Source organism: Stenotrophomonas indicatrix (genome assembly GCF_050573115.1).
Classification (GTDB): Bacteria; Pseudomonadota; Gammaproteobacteria; order Xanthomonadales; family Xanthomonadaceae; genus Stenotrophomonas; species Stenotrophomonas lactitubi_A.
The window spans coordinates 180,079-198,864 of the sequence record NZ_JBNYZT010000005.1 but is presented as its reverse complement, the minus strand read 5'-3'; the positions used below and the strand labels follow the sequence as shown (position 1 = coordinate 198,864).

The 18,786-nt window shown below is 65.5% G+C and carries 17 protein-coding genes and 4 tRNA genes; 14 read left to right on the top strand and 7 right to left on the bottom strand.

What is annotated here, in order from left to right; translation table 11 throughout:
* Positions 1-3: 3 nt before the first annotated feature.
* A complete protein-coding gene (gene pcnB / locus ACQ5SA_RS13665) occupies positions 4-1,383 on the bottom strand; it encodes a polynucleotide adenylyltransferase PcnB (RefSeq protein WP_230112525.1) in 1,380 nt (459 codons plus the stop codon).
* Between the two features lie 49 nt (positions 1,384-1,432).
* Between pcnB and ACQ5SA_RS13660 the strand changes: the two genes are divergently transcribed.
* Positions 1,433-1,507: transfer RNA gene (locus ACQ5SA_RS13660), tRNA-Glu, on the top strand.
* A 529-nt stretch (positions 1,508-2,036) separates the two neighbouring features.
* Here ACQ5SA_RS13660 and ACQ5SA_RS13655 read toward each other — a convergent pair.
* A complete protein-coding gene (locus tag ACQ5SA_RS13655) occupies positions 2,037-3,461 on the bottom strand; it encodes a sugar porter family MFS transporter (RefSeq protein ID WP_353101694.1) in 1,425 nt (474 codons plus the stop codon).
* 186 nt (positions 3,462-3,647) lie between these two features.
* Between ACQ5SA_RS13655 and fdxA the strand changes: the two genes are divergently transcribed.
* Entirely contained in the window at positions 3,648-3,971 is a 324-nt protein-coding gene (gene fdxA / locus ACQ5SA_RS13650; protein WP_049411316.1) for a ferredoxin FdxA, read from the top strand.
* 237 nt (positions 3,972-4,208) lie between these two features.
* Here fdxA and ACQ5SA_RS13645 read toward each other — a convergent pair whose 3' ends face one another.
* Together ACQ5SA_RS13645 and dapA are read right to left on the bottom strand one after the other, a co-directional pair.
* Positions 4,209-4,724, bottom strand: a complete 516-nt coding sequence (locus tag ACQ5SA_RS13645) for a hypothetical protein (RefSeq protein WP_353101696.1) — start codon at positions 4,722-4,724, stop codon at positions 4,209-4,211.
* A 32-nt stretch (positions 4,725-4,756) separates the two neighbouring features.
* Positions 4,757-5,650, bottom strand: a complete 894-nt coding sequence (gene dapA, locus ACQ5SA_RS13640; RefSeq protein WP_478032961.1) for a 4-hydroxy-tetrahydrodipicolinate synthase — start codon at positions 5,648-5,650, stop codon at positions 4,757-4,759.
* Positions 5,651-5,814: 164 nt separating this feature from the next.
* Between dapA and ACQ5SA_RS13635 the strand changes: the two genes are divergently transcribed.
* From ACQ5SA_RS13635 to ACQ5SA_RS13590, 10 genes are all read left to right on the top strand, one after another.
* Complete coding sequence (locus ACQ5SA_RS13635; RefSeq protein ID WP_025879444.1) at positions 5,815-6,375, top strand: glycine cleavage system transcriptional repressor; 561 nt, start codon at positions 5,815-5,817, stop codon at positions 6,373-6,375.
* A 91-nt stretch (positions 6,376-6,466) separates the two neighbouring features.
* Positions 6,467-6,946: a peroxiredoxin gene (locus tag ACQ5SA_RS13630; protein ID WP_230112519.1), complete on the top strand. Its 480-nt coding sequence runs from the start codon at positions 6,467-6,469 to the stop codon at positions 6,944-6,946.
* An 84-nt stretch (positions 6,947-7,030) separates the two neighbouring features.
* The gene (locus ACQ5SA_RS13625; protein WP_100552169.1) at positions 7,031-8,431 is read left to right on the top strand and encodes a PhoH family protein; all 1,401 of its coding nucleotides are present in this window, start codon (positions 7,031-7,033) and stop codon (positions 8,429-8,431) included.
* Entirely contained in the window at positions 8,428-8,934 is a 507-nt protein-coding gene (locus ACQ5SA_RS13620) for a hypothetical protein (protein WP_353101872.1), read from the top strand. The genes ACQ5SA_RS13625 and ACQ5SA_RS13620 overlap by 4 nt, the downstream gene beginning before the upstream one ends.
* Positions 8,935-8,943: 9 nt before the next feature.
* Positions 8,944-9,612 (top strand): YoaK family protein, encoded by a 669-nt coding sequence (locus tag ACQ5SA_RS13615; protein ID WP_499314476.1) that lies wholly within the window; start codon positions 8,944-8,946, stop codon positions 9,610-9,612.
* Between the two features lie 317 nt (positions 9,613-9,929).
* Complete coding sequence (gene thiD / locus ACQ5SA_RS13610) at positions 9,930-10,739, top strand: bifunctional hydroxymethylpyrimidine kinase/phosphomethylpyrimidine kinase (RefSeq protein ID WP_499314474.1); 810 nt, start codon at positions 9,930-9,932, stop codon at positions 10,737-10,739.
* Complete coding sequence (locus ACQ5SA_RS13605; RefSeq protein WP_499314472.1) at positions 10,736-11,662, top strand: alpha/beta hydrolase family protein; 927 nt, start codon at positions 10,736-10,738, stop codon at positions 11,660-11,662. Before thiD ends, ACQ5SA_RS13605 begins: the two co-directional genes overlap by 4 nt.
* Positions 11,653-11,729: transfer RNA gene (locus tag ACQ5SA_RS13600), tRNA-Arg, on the top strand. The genes ACQ5SA_RS13605 and ACQ5SA_RS13600 overlap by 10 nt, the downstream gene beginning before the upstream one ends.
* A 69-nt stretch (positions 11,730-11,798) precedes the next feature.
* Positions 11,799-11,875: transfer RNA gene (locus ACQ5SA_RS13595), tRNA-Arg, on the top strand.
* Between the two features lie 32 nt (positions 11,876-11,907).
* A tRNA-Arg gene (locus ACQ5SA_RS13590) sits at positions 11,908-11,984 on the top strand.
* Between the two features lie 606 nt (positions 11,985-12,590).
* Here ACQ5SA_RS13590 and ACQ5SA_RS13585 read toward each other — a convergent pair.
* The gene (locus ACQ5SA_RS13585; RefSeq protein ID WP_499314470.1) at positions 12,591-13,511 is read right to left on the bottom strand and encodes a LysR family transcriptional regulator; all 921 of its coding nucleotides are present in this window, start codon (positions 13,509-13,511) and stop codon (positions 12,591-12,593) included.
* Positions 13,512-13,651: 140 nt separating this feature from the next.
* On the opposite strand from ACQ5SA_RS13585, the gene ACQ5SA_RS13580 reads away from it, so the two are divergent.
* Entirely contained in the window at positions 13,652-14,353 is a 702-nt protein-coding gene (locus ACQ5SA_RS13580; protein WP_180167564.1) for a pirin family protein, read from the top strand.
* Between the two features lie 54 nt (positions 14,354-14,407).
* Here ACQ5SA_RS13580 and ACQ5SA_RS13575 read toward each other — a convergent pair whose 3' ends face one another.
* Together ACQ5SA_RS13575 and ACQ5SA_RS13570 are read right to left on the bottom strand one after the other, a co-directional pair.
* Complete coding sequence (locus ACQ5SA_RS13575; RefSeq protein ID WP_499314468.1) at positions 14,408-16,603, bottom strand: TonB-dependent siderophore receptor; 2,196 nt, start codon at positions 16,601-16,603, stop codon at positions 14,408-14,410.
* Between the two features lie 158 nt (positions 16,604-16,761).
* Positions 16,762-17,457: an alpha/beta hydrolase gene (locus ACQ5SA_RS13570; RefSeq protein WP_230112447.1), complete on the bottom strand. Its 696-nt coding sequence runs from the start codon at positions 17,455-17,457 to the stop codon at positions 16,762-16,764.
* Positions 17,458-17,644: 187 nt separating this feature from the next.
* On the opposite strand from ACQ5SA_RS13570, the gene ACQ5SA_RS13565 reads away from it, so the two are divergent.
* Positions 17,645-18,784, top strand: coding sequence for an MFS transporter (locus ACQ5SA_RS13565; protein ID WP_353099346.1), 1,140 nt, complete (start codon positions 17,645-17,647; stop codon positions 18,782-18,784).
* Positions 18,785-18,786 lie beyond the last annotated feature (2 nt).

The window sequence follows — 18,786 nt, the reverse complement described above, 5'->3', positions numbered from 1 at the left end:
GGATTACTCGGCAGCACCGGCAGCTGCGCCGTCCGGACGACGACGGCGACGACGACGCTTGCGCGGCGCCCCACCCTCCTCATCACCGGCCTCGCTGTGCAGCGAATCCAGCGACGAATCCAGCTCCTGCCCGGACTGCGCCTGCGCTTCGCGCCAGAACGCGACGTCGGCTTCGTGCTCTGCCGATGCCACCTGGCGCAGGGCCAGGAAATCGAAGGCGGCACGGAAACGCGGATGGCTGAGCGTGCGCATCACGCGCTTGCGCTGACGCGAACTGAAGCGCGCCTGCAGCAGCCAGATCTCCTGCATCGGCAGCGAGAAACGGCGCGGCAATGCGATGGTGCTCAACTGCTGCACGGTGACGCGGTCGGCGGCGCGACGCTGTGCCTCTTCCGGTGCCACGCCCTGCTTGAGCAGGGTTGCCTGCGCGCGGCAATAGGCCGGCCACAGCAACAGCGCGAACAGGAACGCCGGCGACACGGGCTCGTCATTGGCCACGCGTGCATCGGTGTTGGCCAGGCCCTCGACCACCATGCGACGCAGCGCACCGGTACGGTTCGACTTCAGCGCCTTGGCGCTTTCCGGGAACAACACGTCGAACAGGCCATAGCGCTCCAGTCCTTCGAAGCTGGCCACGCCGTGCCCGGACAGGAACAGCTTCAGGACTTCTTCGAACAGGCGCGCCGGTGCGGCTTCATTGAGCAGGCCGGCCAGCTGCGGGATCGGTGCGGCGGTGCCCTCTTCGATCTGGAAGCCGAGCTTGGCCGCCAGGCGGACCGCACGCAGCATGCGCACCGGGTCTTCCTGGTAGCGCTGCACCGGGTCGCCGATGAGTTTCATCAGACGTGCCTGCACATCTTCGAAGCCGCCGGTGTAGTCACGCACCGAGAAATCCTCGATGGCGTAGTACAGGGCATTGCAGGTGAAGTCGCGGCGGATGGCGTCGTCTTCGATGCTGCCGTACACGTTGTCGCGCACGAGCATGCCGTTTTCCATCTCACGGTCGCCGCTACCGTCATCGATGTTGGCACGGAAGGTGGCAACTTCGATGATCTCGCGGCCGAACACAACATGGGCCAGGCGGAAACGGCGGCCGATCAAGCGGCAGTTGCGGAACAACTGCTTGACCTGTTCGGGCGTGGCATCGGTGGCCACGTCGAAATCCTTGGGTTGGCCATTGACCAGCAGATCGCGCACCGCGCCGCCGACAAGGTACGCGCCGAAGCCGGCATCGCGCAGTCGATAAAGGACGCGCAACGCGTTCGGACTGATGTCCTTGCGGGAGATCGTGTGCTGGTCGCGCGGGATGACGCGCAGGCTGAACGGTGATGTAGCAGAGGAAATGATGTTGGCGCTTCCGGTTGAAGTTTCGGGATTGCCCAATGGCATCGAGGTGCATATACTAGCGCTCCTGCACCGGCAGCGACACACTGCTCCCTTCGTCTAGTGGTTAGGACGTGGCCCTCTCAAGGCTAAAACAGGGGTTCGAGTCCCCTAGGGAGCACCAGTCGCCGCAGCAGGAACCGAAAAAGCCCGCCTTGTGCGGGCTTTTCTGTTTTCCGGATTCTCGATTCCAACCGGCGTGGTCGCTTTGGCGCCTCCCTGTTCCTGCGCGGGAGGGGGCGGGCCACCCTTCCCTGGACACGCTAAAGCCCATCCATGGTGCTCGATGGCGCCTTGCTCGCGTGCGCTGTCCTGCGCACTCGGCAAGACCGGGGCTGGGCGTCCTGCCCAGCCCGTCCGGCGCATGCGCCGAACCCTTGGCACCAACGGTCCAGGAAAGGGTGGCCCGCCCCCTCCTGACAATTTCCCGCGACGGCGGCCGCAACAGACTCGGCACCAGGCTTTGAAGCATCCGCCGAAGCCGCATGACCGGGCGCGAAGGCGGGGCAGCCCAAGCCGGGACCGTTGGCGCCATGCATGGCGCCATCGAGCCCCCAGGGATGGGTTTACGGCGTGTCCCGACTTGGGCTGCCCCGCCTTCGCTATCGACGACAATCAGGCGCCGACGAAATGCAACCGAAGCCAGACACACGTCAGCCTTCCATCTGCTCCAGTTCCTTGCCCTTGGTCTCGCGTACGTAGCGGATGACGAAGATGATCGAGAGGATCGCGGCGACGGTGTAGATGCCGTACGCACCGGCCAGGCCGATGCCGGCCAGCAGCATCGGGAAGGTCACGGTGATCGCGAAATTCGACGTCCACTGCGCCGCACCGGCCACGGCCAACGCCGGGCCACGGATCTGGTTCGGGAACATCTCGCCCAGCATCACCCACATCACCGGGCCCCAGGACATGTTGAAGAACACTACGTAGACGTTGGCCGCTACCAGCGCCAACCGGCCCATGCCGTCGGACAGCTGCAGGCGACCATCGGCCAGGCTGCCACTGGCGAAGGCGACCACCATCAGCACCAGGGCCACCGACATGCCGACCGAACCGACCCACAGCAGCGGCTTGCGGCCGATGCGATCGATCAGCACCACCGTCAGCAGGCAGGCGCCGATGCTCAGCGCACCCGACAACACGTTGATCAGCAGCGCGTCGCTTTCGGAGAAACCCACCGCCTGCCACAGCACGGCGCCGTAATAGAACACCACATTGATGCCGACCAGTTGCTGGAACATCGCCAGGCCGATGCCGACCCAGACGATGGGACGCAGCTTGCCGGTGGCCTTGTTGAGCAGGTCGCCGAAACGCGGCTTGTGCTGGTCCTGGGCCAGGCTTGCTTCGATCTCGGCCTGCTTGTTCGCTGCGGCACGTTCACCGTACAAGCGGCCAAGCACCGCCCTCGCCTGCGCCTGTCGGCCCTTCATCACCAGGAAACGCGGGCTTTCCGGGATCACCAGCAACAGCAGCAGGAACAGCAGTGACGGCAGCGCCTGCATCCAGAACATCCAGCGCCATGCCTCCTGCCCCAGCCAGAGCGGTTCGGTCGAGGCGCCTGCGGCCCGGGCCAGCAGATAATTGCTGAGGAACGCCGCGAACAGGCCGCAGATGATCGCCATCTGCTGCACGGTCGCCAGCCGGCCGCGATAGCGCGCCGACGCGACTTCGGCGATATAGGCCGGCGACATCACGCTGGCCGCACCAACGGCGAATCCACCGAGCACGCGTGCGCAGACGAACAGCCAGGACGCATGTGCGGCGCCGGCACCCAGCGCCGACACCAGAAACAACACGGCCGCCCCGATCAGCACGCCGCGGCGCCCCAGCCTATCGCCAAGCCAGCCGGCTGCGAACGCGCCGATTGCGCACCCCAGCAGCATCGAGGCGACCTCGAAGCCGAGCGCGGCTTCGCTGGAGTTGAAGGCCTGGCGCAGGCCGTCGACGGTGCCATTGATGACGCCACTATCGAAGCCGAACAGGAAGCCGCCGAGGGTGGCGGCGCAGCTGATCAGGACGATGAAGGCCGTGTTCTCACCGCCGTTGGAGGCGGCACCGGGCTGGACTGGTGACATGAAGGATCCTGCAAGGAAGGGGGCCGACCGAAGCGGGCCGGCGACCTCGGCAGCGTCGCACAGGGTGGGCATGCCGCCAAATGGGCGTTCCGGGCACCAATCCGGCCCACTTTCACACGGCGACCGACACCGGGGGCCAACCTGTTCTAGAATTGGCAGGTTCAGTAAGCGATTCGCCCCCTACCCATGCCCTTTGTCGTCACCGAAAACTGCATCAAGTGCAAACACACCGATTGCGTGGAAGTGTGCCCCGTGGATTGCTTCCACGAAGGCCCGAACTTCCTGGTGATCGACCCGGACGAGTGCATTGACTGCACCCTCTGCGAGCCCGAGTGCCCGGTCAACGCGATCTTCCCGGAAGACGATGTTCCCGCGGGCCAGGAAGGTTTCGTCGCCCTCAACGCCGAGTTGGCGAAGGCGTGGCCGGTACTGACCGTGCGCAAGGATCCGCCAGCCGACGCCGGCGAGTGGGACGGCAAGCCGGACAAGCTGAAGCTGCTGGAGCGCTGAGGCGCCGGCATCGCTGCTCTGGTAGGTGCCAACCTTGGTTGGCATACAGGCGCCGACCAAGGTCGGCCTCTACCACGGCAGGCACCAACCTGCAGGCAATGAAAAGGGCGCCCAGGGCGCCCTTTCCTGTTCTGGCCCTGGTAGGCGCCAACCTTGGTTGGCACACAAGCGCCGACCAAGGTCGGCCTCCACCACGGCAGGTACGAACCCGCAGGTCCGTACCCACCAGACTGGCCATTACGGGGCCAGCTTCGCCTTCAGCGCGGCAATCAGCTTCACCGGCGCAGCGGCGGTAGCCGGCAGGCCACGCGGGTCGACTGCGGAAATGTAGGCACCGGCGTCGACAGCGACCACGCGGACCAGGAAGTTGCTGCCTTCATAGGCCACGTCGTACGAGCCCAGCAGCTGCGCGCGGGTGGCGATGGTCAGGCCTTCCACGCCTTCCAGGGCGGTACCGACCTTGGCGAAGGCGTCTTCCTTGGTGCCGGCAATGGTGAAGCCGGTGGCGCTGACCGCCGGGGTGGCGGCAGCCGGGGTGGCCGGCTTGGTCGCCGAGCTCAGGGTCGGCACCTGGTTGTTGCCGGCGCCTGCCGGCAGGTTCAGGTCCGGCGGCACTTCCAGCGGACGCACTTCCGGGGCCAGGGCATAGTCGCCCTTGACGCCACGCTTGAAGCAGCCGGTGGTGCCGGCAGCGGTGGCGACGGCAAGGAGCGCGAAGGACAGCACGCGGACGGCGGAAACGGATTGGCGCATGTGAATCTCCTGGATCAGACCAAGACGGAAGGTCAGTGGCTGGAAAGGGCTTCGAGGGCGGCGATATCGCCGGCGAGATGGTCGGCGGCAGGCGCATGTGCAGCCGAAAGCGGCAGCAGCGGCAGGCGCAGATCGTGACCGATGCCGATCCGACGCAACAGCGCCTTGACCGGAATCGGGTTGGATTCGACACCGCAGAAGTCATGGAACGGCTGCAGGCGCGCATCCCAGGATTCGACGGCTTCATGGTCATGGGCAGCGGCCAGGTCGCACATCCGGCGGTAGGCGCCGGGCAGCACGTTGGAGCCAACCGAGATCAGGCCGTCCATGCCGGCCTGGATCGAACGTGCGGCAGTGCCGTCATCACCAGTAAGCACGGCGAAGGCCGGGCTGCGCAGGTCCAGCAGCGCACGCACGCGGCCGGTGTCACCCACCGCTTCCTTGATGCCGACGATGTTCGGATGGCTGGCCAGCTCCGCCACGGTCTCCGGCAGCATGTCGCAACCGGTTCGGCCCGGCACGTTGTACAGCACCACCGGCAATCCCCCCTGCTCGGCCACCGCGCGGTAATGCGCGATCAGGCCAGCCTGGGTCGGCCGCACGTACGGCGGGGTGACCACCAGCGCGTGGGTGGCACCCAGCGCGGCGGCGCGGCGGGTCTGCTCGATGGTTTTGGCGGTGCCGGACAGGCCGGTGCCGGCCAGGACCGGAACGCGGCCGGCGATGCGCTCGACGGCGCTGGCCAGCAGCTGGTCGTACTCCGCATCGGACAGGGTGGCTGCCTCGCCGGTGGAGCCGGCAACGACAACGCCTTGGACGCCGCCCTCCAGCTGCAGGTGCAGCAGGCGCTGCCAACCGTCGGGGTCGAGTGCACCGTCGGCCCGGAAGGGGGTCGCCAGCGCGGTGATGAGGCCGGAAAGGGACAAGGACGTGCTGCTCTTGGCTGGGGAGGGAAAACGCCCGCCACGAAAGGGCGGGGGCGATCTGAATGTTACTTGCGGCGCGAAAGCACGGGCAAGTATGCTGGACACCGGTGGATCCCCGCCTCTGGCGGGCATTCAGACTAACGCATGCATTACCCGGAATCGCCTTGACCGACACCACCCCGCGCCCAGCGCCGAGCGAAAACCACCTCCTGATCAACGCCTATACGACGCATCCGGAGTCCCCCCTGTTGTCCGTCACCCGCCGCATCGCCGACAGCGGGTGCAATCTGGTGGATGCACGTCTGGCCACCGTGGGCCGCGATGTCTCGGTGACCGCACTGGCCACCGGCTCCTGGGATTCGGTCGCCAAGCTGGAAGCGATGCTGACCCGGCTTGAGCGCGAGGAAGGCCTGAAGCTGGTCTGGTACCGCACCGAAGCCAAGCAGGCGCAGTCCAACCTGCTGCCGTACATCGTCGAGGTGATCGCCGCCGACAAGCCGGGCATCCTGTTCCAGCTGGCCGATTTCTTCGATCGCCAGGGCATCACCATCGAAACCCTGCAGAGCACGCGCTACCGCGCCATGCAGACCGGTGCGGAAATGTTCAGCGCACAGGTCACCATCGGCGTGCCGGCCAACATGCACATCGCTGCCCTGCGCGACGATTTCCTCGAGTTCTGCGACCACTTGAACCTGGACGCGATCATGGACCCGATGAAGTTCTGATTGAAACCCTGATTTTTCGCGCGCTCCTCACGGGCGCGTGGCGTTTCATGCAATTGTCGTAGAAAGAACCCAGGCTCGACAGAAGGACCTCATGAACAACGGCGATACCCTGGACAGCACCACCCTCTCCCTGCCGCTGGCGCTGTCCGGCGGCGCCCAGGCCACCCTCGGCGATTACGCCGGCCAGTGGCTGGTGCTGTACTTCTACCCCAAGGACAGCACACCGGGCTGCACCACCGAGGGCATCGACTTCAACGCACTGCTGCCCGACTTCAAGAAGGCGGGCGCAGTCGTGCTTGGCGTCTCCCGCGACTCGGTGAAGTCCCACGACAACTTCTGTGCCAAGCAGGGCTTCGCGTTCCCGCTGGTCAGTGATGCCGACGAAGCGCTGTGCACTGCCTTCGACGTCATCAAGATGAAGAACATGTACGGCAAACAGGTACGTGGCATCGAGCGCAGCACCTTCCTGATTTCCCCCGACAGCCGCATCGTGCAGTCATGGCGCAAGGTCAAGGTCGCCGGCCATGCCGACGCCGTGCTTGCCGAACTGAAGGCCAATCCCTCCAAGTGAGTCCCATCGCCCACTTTGTCAGCCACCACCCTGCCCTGCAGCAGGTCGTGGTGGTTTTTCCCTGTCCGTAACCAGGAACCGATGATGACCCGAGGCAAGCGCATCTACGTGCTGGATACCAACGTGCTGATGCACGATCCCACCGCGCTGTTCAAATTCGAGGAGCACGATGTCTACCTGCCCATGCAGGTGATCGAGGAGCTGGACAACGGCAAGAAGGGCACGACCGAAGCGAGCCGCAATGCGCGCCAGGTCAGCCGCTTCCTCAACGAGCTGGTGCAGGCTTCGGGCCTGGACAACCTGGCCGAGGGCATTCCGCTGCAGCGGCCGCAGGGCCTGCAGCTGCGCGGCAAACAGAGCGTGGGCAAGCTGCGCTTCCAGACCAGTCATTTCGACGCGGGCAAGAGCTTTGGCAAGGTCATCCCGGACAACGCCATCCTCGGCGCGATCCTGGCCCTGAAGGAAGAAACCCCTGAAATCCCGGTGGTGTTCGTCTCCAAGGACATCAACCTGCGGATCAAGGCGGCCATCGCCGGGATCGTTTCGGAAGACTACGAGAACGATCGTGCACTGGACGATTTCAGCCTGCTCTACACCGGCGCCACCGAGTTGCCGGAAGACTTCTGGAAGCGCCACGGCGACGATCTGCGCAGCTGGAGCGACAAGGGCCGCACCCATTACGAAGTGCTCGCCCAGGACGGCGAAGAGTGGTACCCGAACCAGTACGTCTACCTGCCGGGCGAAGACGAGGTCGAGCTGCGTGTCAGCAAGATCGTCGGCGATGGCAAGGTGGTGCTGTCCCTGGTCGATGACTTCCGCCACGGCAGCCATGCCGTGTGGGGCATCAGCGCGCGCAACCGCGAGCAGAACTTCGCGCTCAACGCACTGATGGACCCGGAAATCGACTTCGTCACCCTGCTCGGCACCGCCGGTACCGGCAAGACACTGCTGGCGCTGGCCGCCGGCCTGGCGCAGACGATGGACCAGCAGCGCTACCGCGAGATCATCATGACCCGCGCCACGGTCAGCGTCGGTGAGGACATCGGCTTCCTGCCCGGCACCGAGGAAGAGAAGATGACGCCGTGGATGGGCGCGTTGACCGACAACCTGGAAGTGCTGACGCACAACCAGGAAGGCGGCACCTGGGGCCGCCAGGCCACCAACGACCTGCTCGCCAGCCGCATCAAGATCCGTTCGATGAACTTCATGCGCGGCCGTACGTTCCTGTCACGTTACCTGATCCTGGACGAGGCGCAGAACCTGACGCCCAAGCAGATGAAGACGTTGATCACCCGTGCCGGCCCCGGCACCAAGATCGTCTGCCTGGGCAACGTCGAACAGATCGACACCCCGTACCTGACCGAAACCACGTCGGGCCTGACCTATGCGGTGGATCGCTTCAAGAACTGGCCGCACAGCGCGCACATCACGCTGCGTCGTGGTGAACGCTCGCGGCTGGCTGATTACGCGTCGGAGGTGTTGTGAAACGTTGCACCCGTCTGCTGCTGCCATCGATGGCGGTCGCCATCACCACGCTGCTCGGTGCCTGCGCGACCACGCAGGGACCGGCCAGCGTGCCGACCACCGAACGCAGTGGCCAGTCCTGGGTGGTCACCCGCCCGATCATCGCCGCGCAGGTACTCGATACCTGCTCGCGACCCAGTCCCGGCCGCGAGGCCGGGCGGGTCAGCGGCTACTGGGCACCGAGCCGGCAGCAGGTGGACCAGTTGGAAGCGAAGCTGGCATCGCTGGAAGCGCAGGTGCCGCGCGTCATGGATTTCGACCGCCAGTATGTGGGCATCGAACTGGACGGAAAGCGGGTGATCTATATCAACGCGTTCCACCTGCCTGAAGACAACAGTCTGCGACCCGCCCGCGAAGCGGTGCGGGTCTGCGACGGTGGCGCGCAGTTCTGGGGCGCGGTCTTCGATCCGGCCAGCGGCACCTTCAACGAGCTGCAGTTCAACGGCGGCTTCGGCGGGCCCTGAGGGCCTGCCATGGGAATCCGCCTGCCCACCTGGGTCTGGATCGGCGCGGTCGCTCTGTCGTGCGTGGCCGGCATGGTCAATGTGGTCGGCTTCCTGGGTTTTGAACACCAGGCGGTCAGCCACATGACCGGCAGCACCAGCCAGCTCGGCATGGCGTTGGCGCAAGGTGATTGGCGCGCGGTCGGCCACCTGTGGGGTCTGCTGATCGCGTTTTCATTGGGCGCGATGGTCAGCGGGCTGCTGATCCAGGACAGCGCACTGCAGCTGGGCCGCCGCTACGGCGTAGCACTGGCGCTGGAATCGCTGTTGCTGCTGGCGGCCATTCCGCTGTTCAAGCAGCATCAGATCTGGGGCGCACTGGCAGCCGCGATGGCGTGCGGACTGCAGAATGCGATGGCCACCACCTTCAGCGGTGCCGTCGTACGCACCACCCATCTCAGCGGCATGTTCACCGATCTCGGTATTGGCCTCGGCCACCTGCTGCGCGGACTACCGCTGCAGATACGACGCCTGACCCTGAGCGGCCTGATCATCAGCGGCTTCCTCGCAGGCGGCGTCCTCGGCGCCTGGCTGTTCGTGCGCTGGCAGTACGACGCCCTGCTCGCCCCTGCCCTGCTGACCGGACTGACCGGCCTGGGCTATGTGTTCTACCAGCAGTGGGCACGCTGGCGGCGCTGAGCATGGCGTCATCCACGCATGCCGTGGATCTACGATGCTCATCCAATCATTTCCGCGATATCCACGCATGGCGTTGATCTACTGACCGTCACCGGGAAGCTGTCGAAGGCGGGGCGGTGTCGGATTGCGGGGTGTCAGCCGCATGGATGCGGCTGCCAAGCCTACAAGGACGTACTTGCGGCGTCCCCGCAATCCGACACCGCCCCGCATTCCCCCAGATACCGCCGTTGCTCCTGGCGTTGCTGTTGCTTCTGCGGGTGCTGGGTGCAACCCAGCCGGCACTACCCCCACACTGGGCAGCACGGCACAATCAACGCATGAGCCCGACCACCCCCGTTTCCGCCCTGACCATCGCCGGCTCCGATTCCGGCGGCGGCGCCGGCATCCAGGCAGACCTGAAGGCCTTCGCCGCGCATCGCGTGCACGGCCTGTCAGTGATCGCCGCGCTGACCGCGCAGAACACCCGCGGCGTCAGCGCCGTGCACGTGCCGCCGATCGACTTCCTGCGCGCGCAGATCGAGGCCTGCTTCGACGACTTCGACATCCACGCAGTGAAGCTGGGCATGCTCGCCAACGCCGAGGTGATACACGCTGTGGCCGATGCCCTGGAACGCCATCGACCACCGCACGTGGTGCTCGACCCGGTGATGGTCGCCACCAGCGGCGCTCGCCTGCTGGAGGACAGCGCGCTGCAGGCAATGCGCGAACGGCTGCTGCCACTGGCCACCCTGGTCACCCCCAATACACCGGAAGCTGAGCTGCTGGTGGGCCACAGCATCGCCAATGGCAATGACGCGGAGCAGGTCGCCGCCTCACTGCTTGATCTGGGTGCCGGTGCGGTGCTGTTGAAGGGCGGTCACCTGCACGAAGGCAACCGCGTGGTCGACCGTTACTTCGATGGCGTCAGCAGCGAAGAATTCAGTCATGCCCGCCTGCCACTGGATGCGCACGGCACGGGCTGCACGCTGGCTTCGGCCATCGCCGCGCAGCTGTGCAACGGTCTGAGCCTGGCCAATGCCTGCGAAGCCGGCATCGATTACGTGGCGCGCGGGCTGCAGCAGGGCTATGCGCCCGGCCGCAGCGAGGTGCTGGTACTCGACCACTTCGGCGCGGCACCACACGCATGAGCGATTCGCCACACGCACTCGCCGTGGACAGCGGCGATGGCCACCGTTACGAGGTCATCGCCTGCGTGCCTGCACAGCCACTAGCGCGGCTGTTGTGGCTGCCGGCGCTGGGTGTGGCCGCGCGTCACTACCTGCCGCTTGCGCAGGCACTGGCAGCCAAGGGCGTGGCGGTTTACCTGCACGAATGGCGCGGCAATGGCAGCAGCTCGCTGCGCCCGTCGCGCACCGAGGATTGGGGCTACAGGCAGATTCTCGACCACGATCTTCCGGCCAGTCAGGCCCTGCTCGCCGATGCAGATGCTGGCCAGAACGTGCTGCCATGGATCATCGGTGGTCACAGCCTGGGCGGTCAGCTGGCCTGCGTACACGCCGGGCGCCAGCCGCAGGCATTTGATCGATTGTGGCTGGCCGCCAGCGGTACACCGTTCTGGCGCACGTTCCCTCCACCACGCGACTGGTTGCTGCCGCTGATCTATCGCTTCCTGCCATGGATCGCACGGCGTCAGGGCGTGCTGCACGGGCGCCAATTGGGCTTCGGCGGCACCGAAGCACGTGGATTGATCGCCGACTGGGCGCGCGTAGGGCTGAACAATCACTACGCCGCCGTCGGCATGGACGAGGATCTGGACGCGCAGATGGCGCGTGTGCATGGCAGTGCGCAGGCAGTGCTGATGGAAAACGATTGGCTGGCGCCCATCGGATCAATGCAGGCGCTGCTGGCGAAACTGCCGAATGTCGCCTCACAGGTGCGCGTGCTTTCTGCGCGGGACCTAGGTACGCGAGCTGACCACTTCGCGTGGATGAAACACCCGGAGGCTGTCGCAGAGGCGTTTTTCATTCAGTTGGGTGAAAATTTTCACAAAAGCGTTGACGACTCGCGTCGACATCCGCATAATTCCGCTCCTGTCGCAGGGCGCCCGTAGCTCAGTTGGATAGAGTACCTGGCTACGAACCAGGCGGTCGGGAGTTCGAATCTCTCCGGGCGCACCACTCGACAGACCTTCAGCATCCGCCGCTGGAAGTGCAGTAAAATAGAGAAGTAAGTTGATTGTGTACCGCGCGCCCGTAGCTCAGTTGGATAGAGTACCTGGCTACGAACCAGGCGGTCGGGAGTTCGAATCTCTCCGGGCGCACCACACACGATCAACACAACAAGTTTATGTAATTGGCGCCCGTAGCTCAGTTGGATAGAGTACCTGGCTACGAACCAGGCGGTCGGGAGTTCGAATCTCTCCGGGCGCACCATTACACCGAAACAGCAGGCCTCGGCCTGCTGTTTTTTTTGTGTTTTTGGCAGGGCTGCGCCCTGCACCTGCAGAGGCCAAAGCAACGGCAACGGCAACAGCAGAAGCAGGCATTCCGTGGGTGGCGGGGCGGTATGGGTAGGCAGGACACGCCGTAAACCCATCCATGGGGGCTCGATGGCGCCATCCATGGCGCCAACGGTCCTGCCTACCCATACCGCCCCACCTCTGACAGATCGCCGCGATCTGGTAGATCCACGCCACGCGTGGATGACTCCATCAAGTTCGAATATTTCGACAATTGAACGAAGAGCATCCACGCATGGCGTGGATCTACGTGTCGACCAAGGTCGACACCCACCAAGAGCAGGCCAAGAGCAGGCCATGCCATTCCGACAGATCGCGGGAAACTGTCGAAGGCGGGGTGGGTCCGGTTGCGGGGGTGTAAGCGCCATGGATGGCGCGCCCAAGCCTCCATGGACGGATTCACGGCGTCCCCCGCAACCGGACCCACCCCGCCATCCCACGGAATGCCCGCTGTTGCTTTGGCTTTTGCTTTGGCTGTTGCCGTCGATTCGGCAGGTGCAGGGCGCAGCCCTGCCGAACCCTACCCCTCTGCCATCGTCTGCCACCACTGTGCCAGCAGCTCCGGCCGTCGCAGGCGCTCGCGCCACCAGCGCAGGGCCGCGCCATCTTCGCCAGTGCGCCAGGCCAGCCAGAAAGTCTCCTCCGGCTTGTGCTCCTCGACCTCGCGGATCACCAGCTGGCCGCGCGCCACCGCCGCCCGCGCACACGGCTCGGGCAGGAAGCCGAATCCCAGCCCCTGGCACTGCAGCTTCAACTTGCTGGCCATGTCCGGCACGGTCAACGTCTCCTGGCCCATCAACAGGCCCACGGTGCGTGGCAGCAGGCGTCGTGCCGAATCGGATACCGCGATCGCGCAATACGGCGCCAACTGCTCGCGGCCCAGCACACCCGGCACGGTCGCCAGCGGATGGCTCGGCGCCACGGCAAACACAAAATCAACGCTGCCCAGCGGCTCGACCACGTAGCCCCCGCCACTGGGGCCCTCACCGGGCGCGCCCACCAGCAGGTCGGCACGCCGGTCCAGCAGCGCTTCCCAGGTGCCGGACAACGCCTCGCCGAACAGGCGCAATCGGGTCGGCGCCGCCACCTCGCGGAAGGCAGCAATATCCGGCCCCAGCAGCCAGGTCGGAAACACCGAATCCACCGCCATGGTCAATTCAGCCTCCCAGCCTGAGGCTACCCGCCGTACCCGCAGCTCAAGCTCCCGTGCCGCACGCAGCAGGTGCCTGCCCTCCTCCAGCAACGCGCGCCCGGCTTCGGTCGGCTCCGCCCGCGGGCCGATCCGGTCGAACAGCTGCACCCCAAGGTCCTCTTCCAGCTTGGCCACGGTGTAGGAAATGGTCGAGGGCACCTTGTGCAGGGCCTTGCCGGCGCCGGCAAAGGAGCCTCGGCGGTCGATCGCGTCCAGGATCTGCAGGGCATCGAGGCTGAGCTTGAGCATTCGAAATTTTCGATGATGGCTGTCAAAACTATCCGTTTTTCAAACCCAAGGTGCAAGCGGATACTTCTCTTCAACGGGGAAACGCAGTGGTTACCAACCCACTCCGCCCCATCGAAATCATCGAACAAGGAGATTCCATCATGCTGCAGATCCGCAAGAGCGCTACCCGTGGCCTGGCCGAGCATGGCTGGCTGTCCTCGCGCCATACCTTCTCGTTCGCCAACTACTACGACCCCCGCTATGTGAGCTTCGGCCCGCTGCGGGTCATCAACGAAGACAAGGTGACCGGCGGCCAAGGGTTCGGCACCCACAGCCACAGCAACATGGAGATCGTCTCGTACGTGCTGGGCGGCGCACTGGAACACAAGGACTCGATGGGCACCGGTTCGGTGCTGCGCTACGGCGACGTGCAGCGCATGAGCGCCGGCAGCGGCGTCAGCCACAGCGAGTTCAACCATTCGGCCACCGATCCGGTGCATTTCCTGCAGATCTGGATCTTTCCGCAGACCGAGAACATCACGCCGTCGTATGAGGAGACCCACTTCACGCCGGAGAGCAAGCGCGGCCAGCTGCGCCTGATCGCCTCGCCGGATGGCGCCGATGGCTCGCTGCACATCCATCAGGATGCGCGCATCTTCGCCACCATCCTCGATGGCGAGCAGAAGCTGCATCACGCCCTGGCTGCCGGCCGCGGCGCGTATGTGCAGGTGGCGCGTGGCCAGCTGCAGGTCAACGGCATCACCCTGGAAGCGGGTGACGCCCTGCAGGTCAGCGACGAGGCACAGCTGACCCTGGAAAACGGCAACGACGCCGAAGTGCTGGTGTTCGACCTGCCGCTGTAACCCACACGCCCGCGATGCCGTCCGGCATCGCGGGCATGTCATGTCGCAGCGCGATCAGAACTTGTACGTCACCGCCAGCCGCACGTTGCGCGGCTCGCCCCAGGTGTAGGTGCTGTACCAGCTGAAGATCGTGTAATAGCGCTTGTCCAGCAGGTTGTTGACGTTGACGGTGGCCGACAGGCGATCGTTGAACTGGTAGCGGGCCATGGCATCCAGCAGCCAGTACGGCTGGGTGCGATGAACCACCGACGCACCACTGGCCGGGTTGGTGATGTTGCCGAACGTGGAATCCTGCCAGCGCGCGCCGCCACCAACGGTCAGGCCCTGCCAGTCGCCGCGCAGGCGGTAGCTGGTGTGCAGGCTGAACTGGTTCTCCGGCTCCAGCGTGGACACCTTGGTTCCGGCCTGGCGTGCGATCTTGTGCGCAAAGCCGCCCTGCACTTGCCAGCCCTCGGCCAGTTGCCCGGACAACTCAAGCTCGTAGCCCTTGGTGCGCACCCCCATCAATCCGCGATAGGCGATATCGCCGGTCGGCGTTTTGCCGCCTGTCGGCTGGGCGAAGTTGTCCTGATCGAGCTGGAACAGTGCCGCGCTGGCATTGAAGCGGCCGTCGAGGAACTCCGCCTTCAGGCCCATTTCATAGCTGCGGCCTTCCAGCGGATCCAGCGTCCTGCCCTGTTCGTCGCGCTCACCCTGCGGCTTGAAGATGGTGCTGTAGCTGGCATAGACCGAATAGTGCTCGCCGAGGTCGTAGACCACGCCGGCATACGGCACGAACACGCCGGTCTCGCGCGTCTGCGGCGAACGGTAGCTGGCCAGGCGGCTGCCAACGATCACCTTCAACGGGTCGGCCACATCGAAGCGACCGACCACGTACAGGCCGTTCTCGCGGGTCACTTCATTGTTGCCATAACCGCGCTGCCATTCCGGTTCCGGGATATCCCCCTTCCAGCTGTTGTAGTCGGCAACGGCGGTCGGATAGCCGGGCTGCGGCGAATAACCAGTGTTGGTCCAGCGCTTGCGCGACGCACTGCCGCCGACCACCAGTTCATGCTGACGGCCGAACAGACCGAAGTTGCCGCTCAGATAGAAGTCGGCAGCGTTGCTGACCGTCTTGCCGACGTACTTGCCCAGCCACAACGAGACGCCTTCGCCGGTGACCGGATCGGGATTGCCACCGGCCGCACCCGCCAGCGCGGCATCGTAGCCGTTGACCTGGTGGTTGAGCTGCAGCTTGGCCACCCAGTCGTTGTCGAACGTGTGTTCCAGCGTGGCAAAGCCGGTGCGCACGTACTGACGCCAGCCACTCCAGCGGGTGCCGTTGTTGAACGAGCGCGGCATGTCATTGAAATTGCCCTGGCTGTCCAGCAACGGAATGCCGCCCCAGGTCGAGCCCTTGGGATCGCTCTCCAGCACGTCGCCACCCACGGTCAGCAGCGTGCGTTCGCCCAGATCGGCTTCCAGCACGGCATAGCCGACCTTGCTCGTGCGCTGGTAGAAATCCAGATTGGAATGCTTGTCCTGCCAGGCACCTACCGCGCGCCCACGCACGCGGCCATCGGCGGTCAGCGGGCCGCCGACATCGACCTCGGCGCGGTAGTCGTCCCAGCGGCCGACGCCGAGCGTCGCACTGCCGGCAAATTCCTTGCCCGGCTTCTTGCGCACCAGGTTGATGGTCGCGCCGGGATCGCCCATGCCGGTCAGCAGGCCGGTCGCGCCCTTGAGCACTTCGATGCGGTCGTAGATCGCGGTATCGCTGAGCGTATTGCCGGCCGAGTAGGCCGAGTCGCGCGACATCGGAATACCGTCGTACTGGAAGTTCTGCACGGCAAAACCACGTGCGTAGTACTCGGTGCGCTCACTGTCATAGGTGACGATGCTGATGCCCGGGGTCACCCGCATCACGTCATCGATGCCGTCCAGGCCGAAGTCGTCCATCTGCGCACGAGTGATCACGCTGATGGTCTGCGGGGTTTGCCGCGGTGTCAGTACCAGGCGGGTGGCGGTCGCGATGGTGCCCGGCGTGTAGGCGCCGCTGCCTTCGGTGATGGTGCCCAGCTGGTTGGCGGTGACCTGCACGGTCTGCAGGGTCTGCGAGGGCGTTTTGCCCTCCTCTTCAGCCGGTGCGGATTGCGCCGAGGTGGTGCCGGCAGCGGCCAGCGAGGTCAGCAGAAGACCATGGGCAAGGGCGTTCGCCAACGGGCGACGACGCAGGGACAGCACGGAAAAACGAACAGGCACAGACGACACGACGGGACCTCCACGAAGGGGTGGGATCCTCTGGCGGCGGCTCGAGGGTAAGGGGGGGAAATGGCGGCCAAGGGCCGCAGGCGCAGGAGTTTACTCTCCTGCGCCCCCGCTGTCGTGGGTGGCGCCTGGGTCTGGGCTGGCTCTGTCCGTGGCGATGGTCAGCCGTCGACGGCAGCTACGGCCTCCAGGATCAGTGCTGCCACTTCGGCCGGATGCGATGCCAGCGAGGCATGGCTCGCCTCCAGTTGCAGCAGGCGCTTGGGCTGCATGCGTTCGGCCATGGCCTTCTGGTTCTGCGGCGCGATCATCCGATCCTGGCTGGAAAGCTGGTACCAGCTCGGCTTGTGCTTCCATGCCGGGTCGCTGATCGCATCGCCGAAGGTGCTGGCCAGCGGCGCCTTCTGGGTCACGGCCATCACCCAGCCTTCGTCGGCGCTGAGGTCCTGACAGAAACTCTCATGGAACTTGTCGGCACGCAGCCACAGATAGCCATCACTGTCCGGGGCGAGATTCGGTGCCGCTTCGGGCAGGTGCTGCTGGGTAATGCCGCCGGGGCTCTCACCACTGTCCGGCGCAAATGCAGCGATGTAGACCAGGCCCTGCACGTTGGGCTGGTTGCCGGCTTCGGTGATCACCGCGCCCCCATAGGAATGCCCGACCAGCACCACCGGGCCATCGATCTGGCGGATCATCCGGCGCGTACGCTCGGCGTCGTTGACCAGCGAGGTCAGCGGCAATTCGACCGCCTTCACCTGGTCGTGGCCCTTGCGGTGCAGTTCCAGGATCACCTTGGCCCAGTGTGCGGCCCCGCCCCAGAAGCCATGGACGAGGAGGATGGTCGGTGTGGTGCTCATGCGCTGATCTCCGGCAGCGGCCGGGCGGAATGCCGACCGTCGGGCTACTGTCCACCGATGGCGTTAATCACTGGTGACGCATCCGGACCAATGCATTCGTATTCGACATTCGATGTCATTGATGGCACTTGCCCGGAACTTCTGAAAACGTTTTCATGGCGACGATCCTCTGGAGCCTTCCTCGCGCATGACGCCTTCTTCTCCCCGCGCCCAACAGCACGCCACCCGCGCTGCATTCTTCATTCCCGGCTTTGCCACCGCTGCCTGGGCACCGATGGTGCCGTTCGCCAAGGCCAAGGCCGGGTTGTCCGATGCCAGCCTCGGCGGGCTGCTGCTGTGCTTGGGGCTTGGCTCATTGCTGGCGATGCCGCTGGCAGGTGCATTGACCGCGCGCCTGGGCTCGCGCCGCTTGATGATCGCCACCACGGCGTTGATCCTGCTCGCTCTGCCGCTGCTGACGCTCGCCCCCACGCCGCTGTCACTGGGCGCGACGCTGTTCGTTTTCGGTGCGGGTGTGGGCGCAATGGACTGCACGATGAACATGCAGGCGGTAGCCGTCGAGCGCGATGCGGGACGCCCGATGATGTCCGGCTTCCACGCGTTCTACAGCATTGGTGGCTTCGTCGGCGCCGGCTGCATGACCGGCCTGCTGGTTCTGGGCACGCCACTGTGGCTGGCGTCGTTGGTTGCTGTAGCGGCAATGCTGCTGGTAGCCCTGCTGTCGGCACCACACTGGCGCCCGCAACGCATCCTGCATGACGGCCCGATGCTGGCCGTGCCGCACGGCGTCGTGCTGTTCATCAGCGTGCTGGCCTTCGTGGTGTTCCTGGCCGAGGGCTCGATGCTCGACTGGAGTGCGGTGTTCCTGGCCGAAGTGCGGCAGGTGCCGCGAGACCAGGCCGGTGCCGGCTTTGCGGTGTTCACGCTGGCGATGACCGCGATGCGCCTGTTTGGCGACGGCATCGTCGAGCGCCTTGGCCGCACCCGCACCATCGTCATTGGCGGCATCACCGCTGCGGCCGGTTTTGCGCTGGCCACGCTGGTGCCCTCCTTCGCGATGGCGCTGGTCGGCTACGTGCTGGTGGGCCTGGGCTGCGCCAACATCGTGCCCGCCCTGTTCTCGATGGCCGGCCAGCAGCGCGCGATGCCGGAGAGCATTGCGATCACCGCAGTCACCACGCTGGGCTACGCCGGCATCCTTGCAGGCCCTGCAGCGATCGGCGCGCTCGCCCATGCCACCAGCCTCGGGTTCGCCTTCCTGTGCGTGGCAGCGATGCTGCTGGGCGTTGCGGCATCGGCACGTTCGCTGGCGCGCCGCCTGCCCTGAAG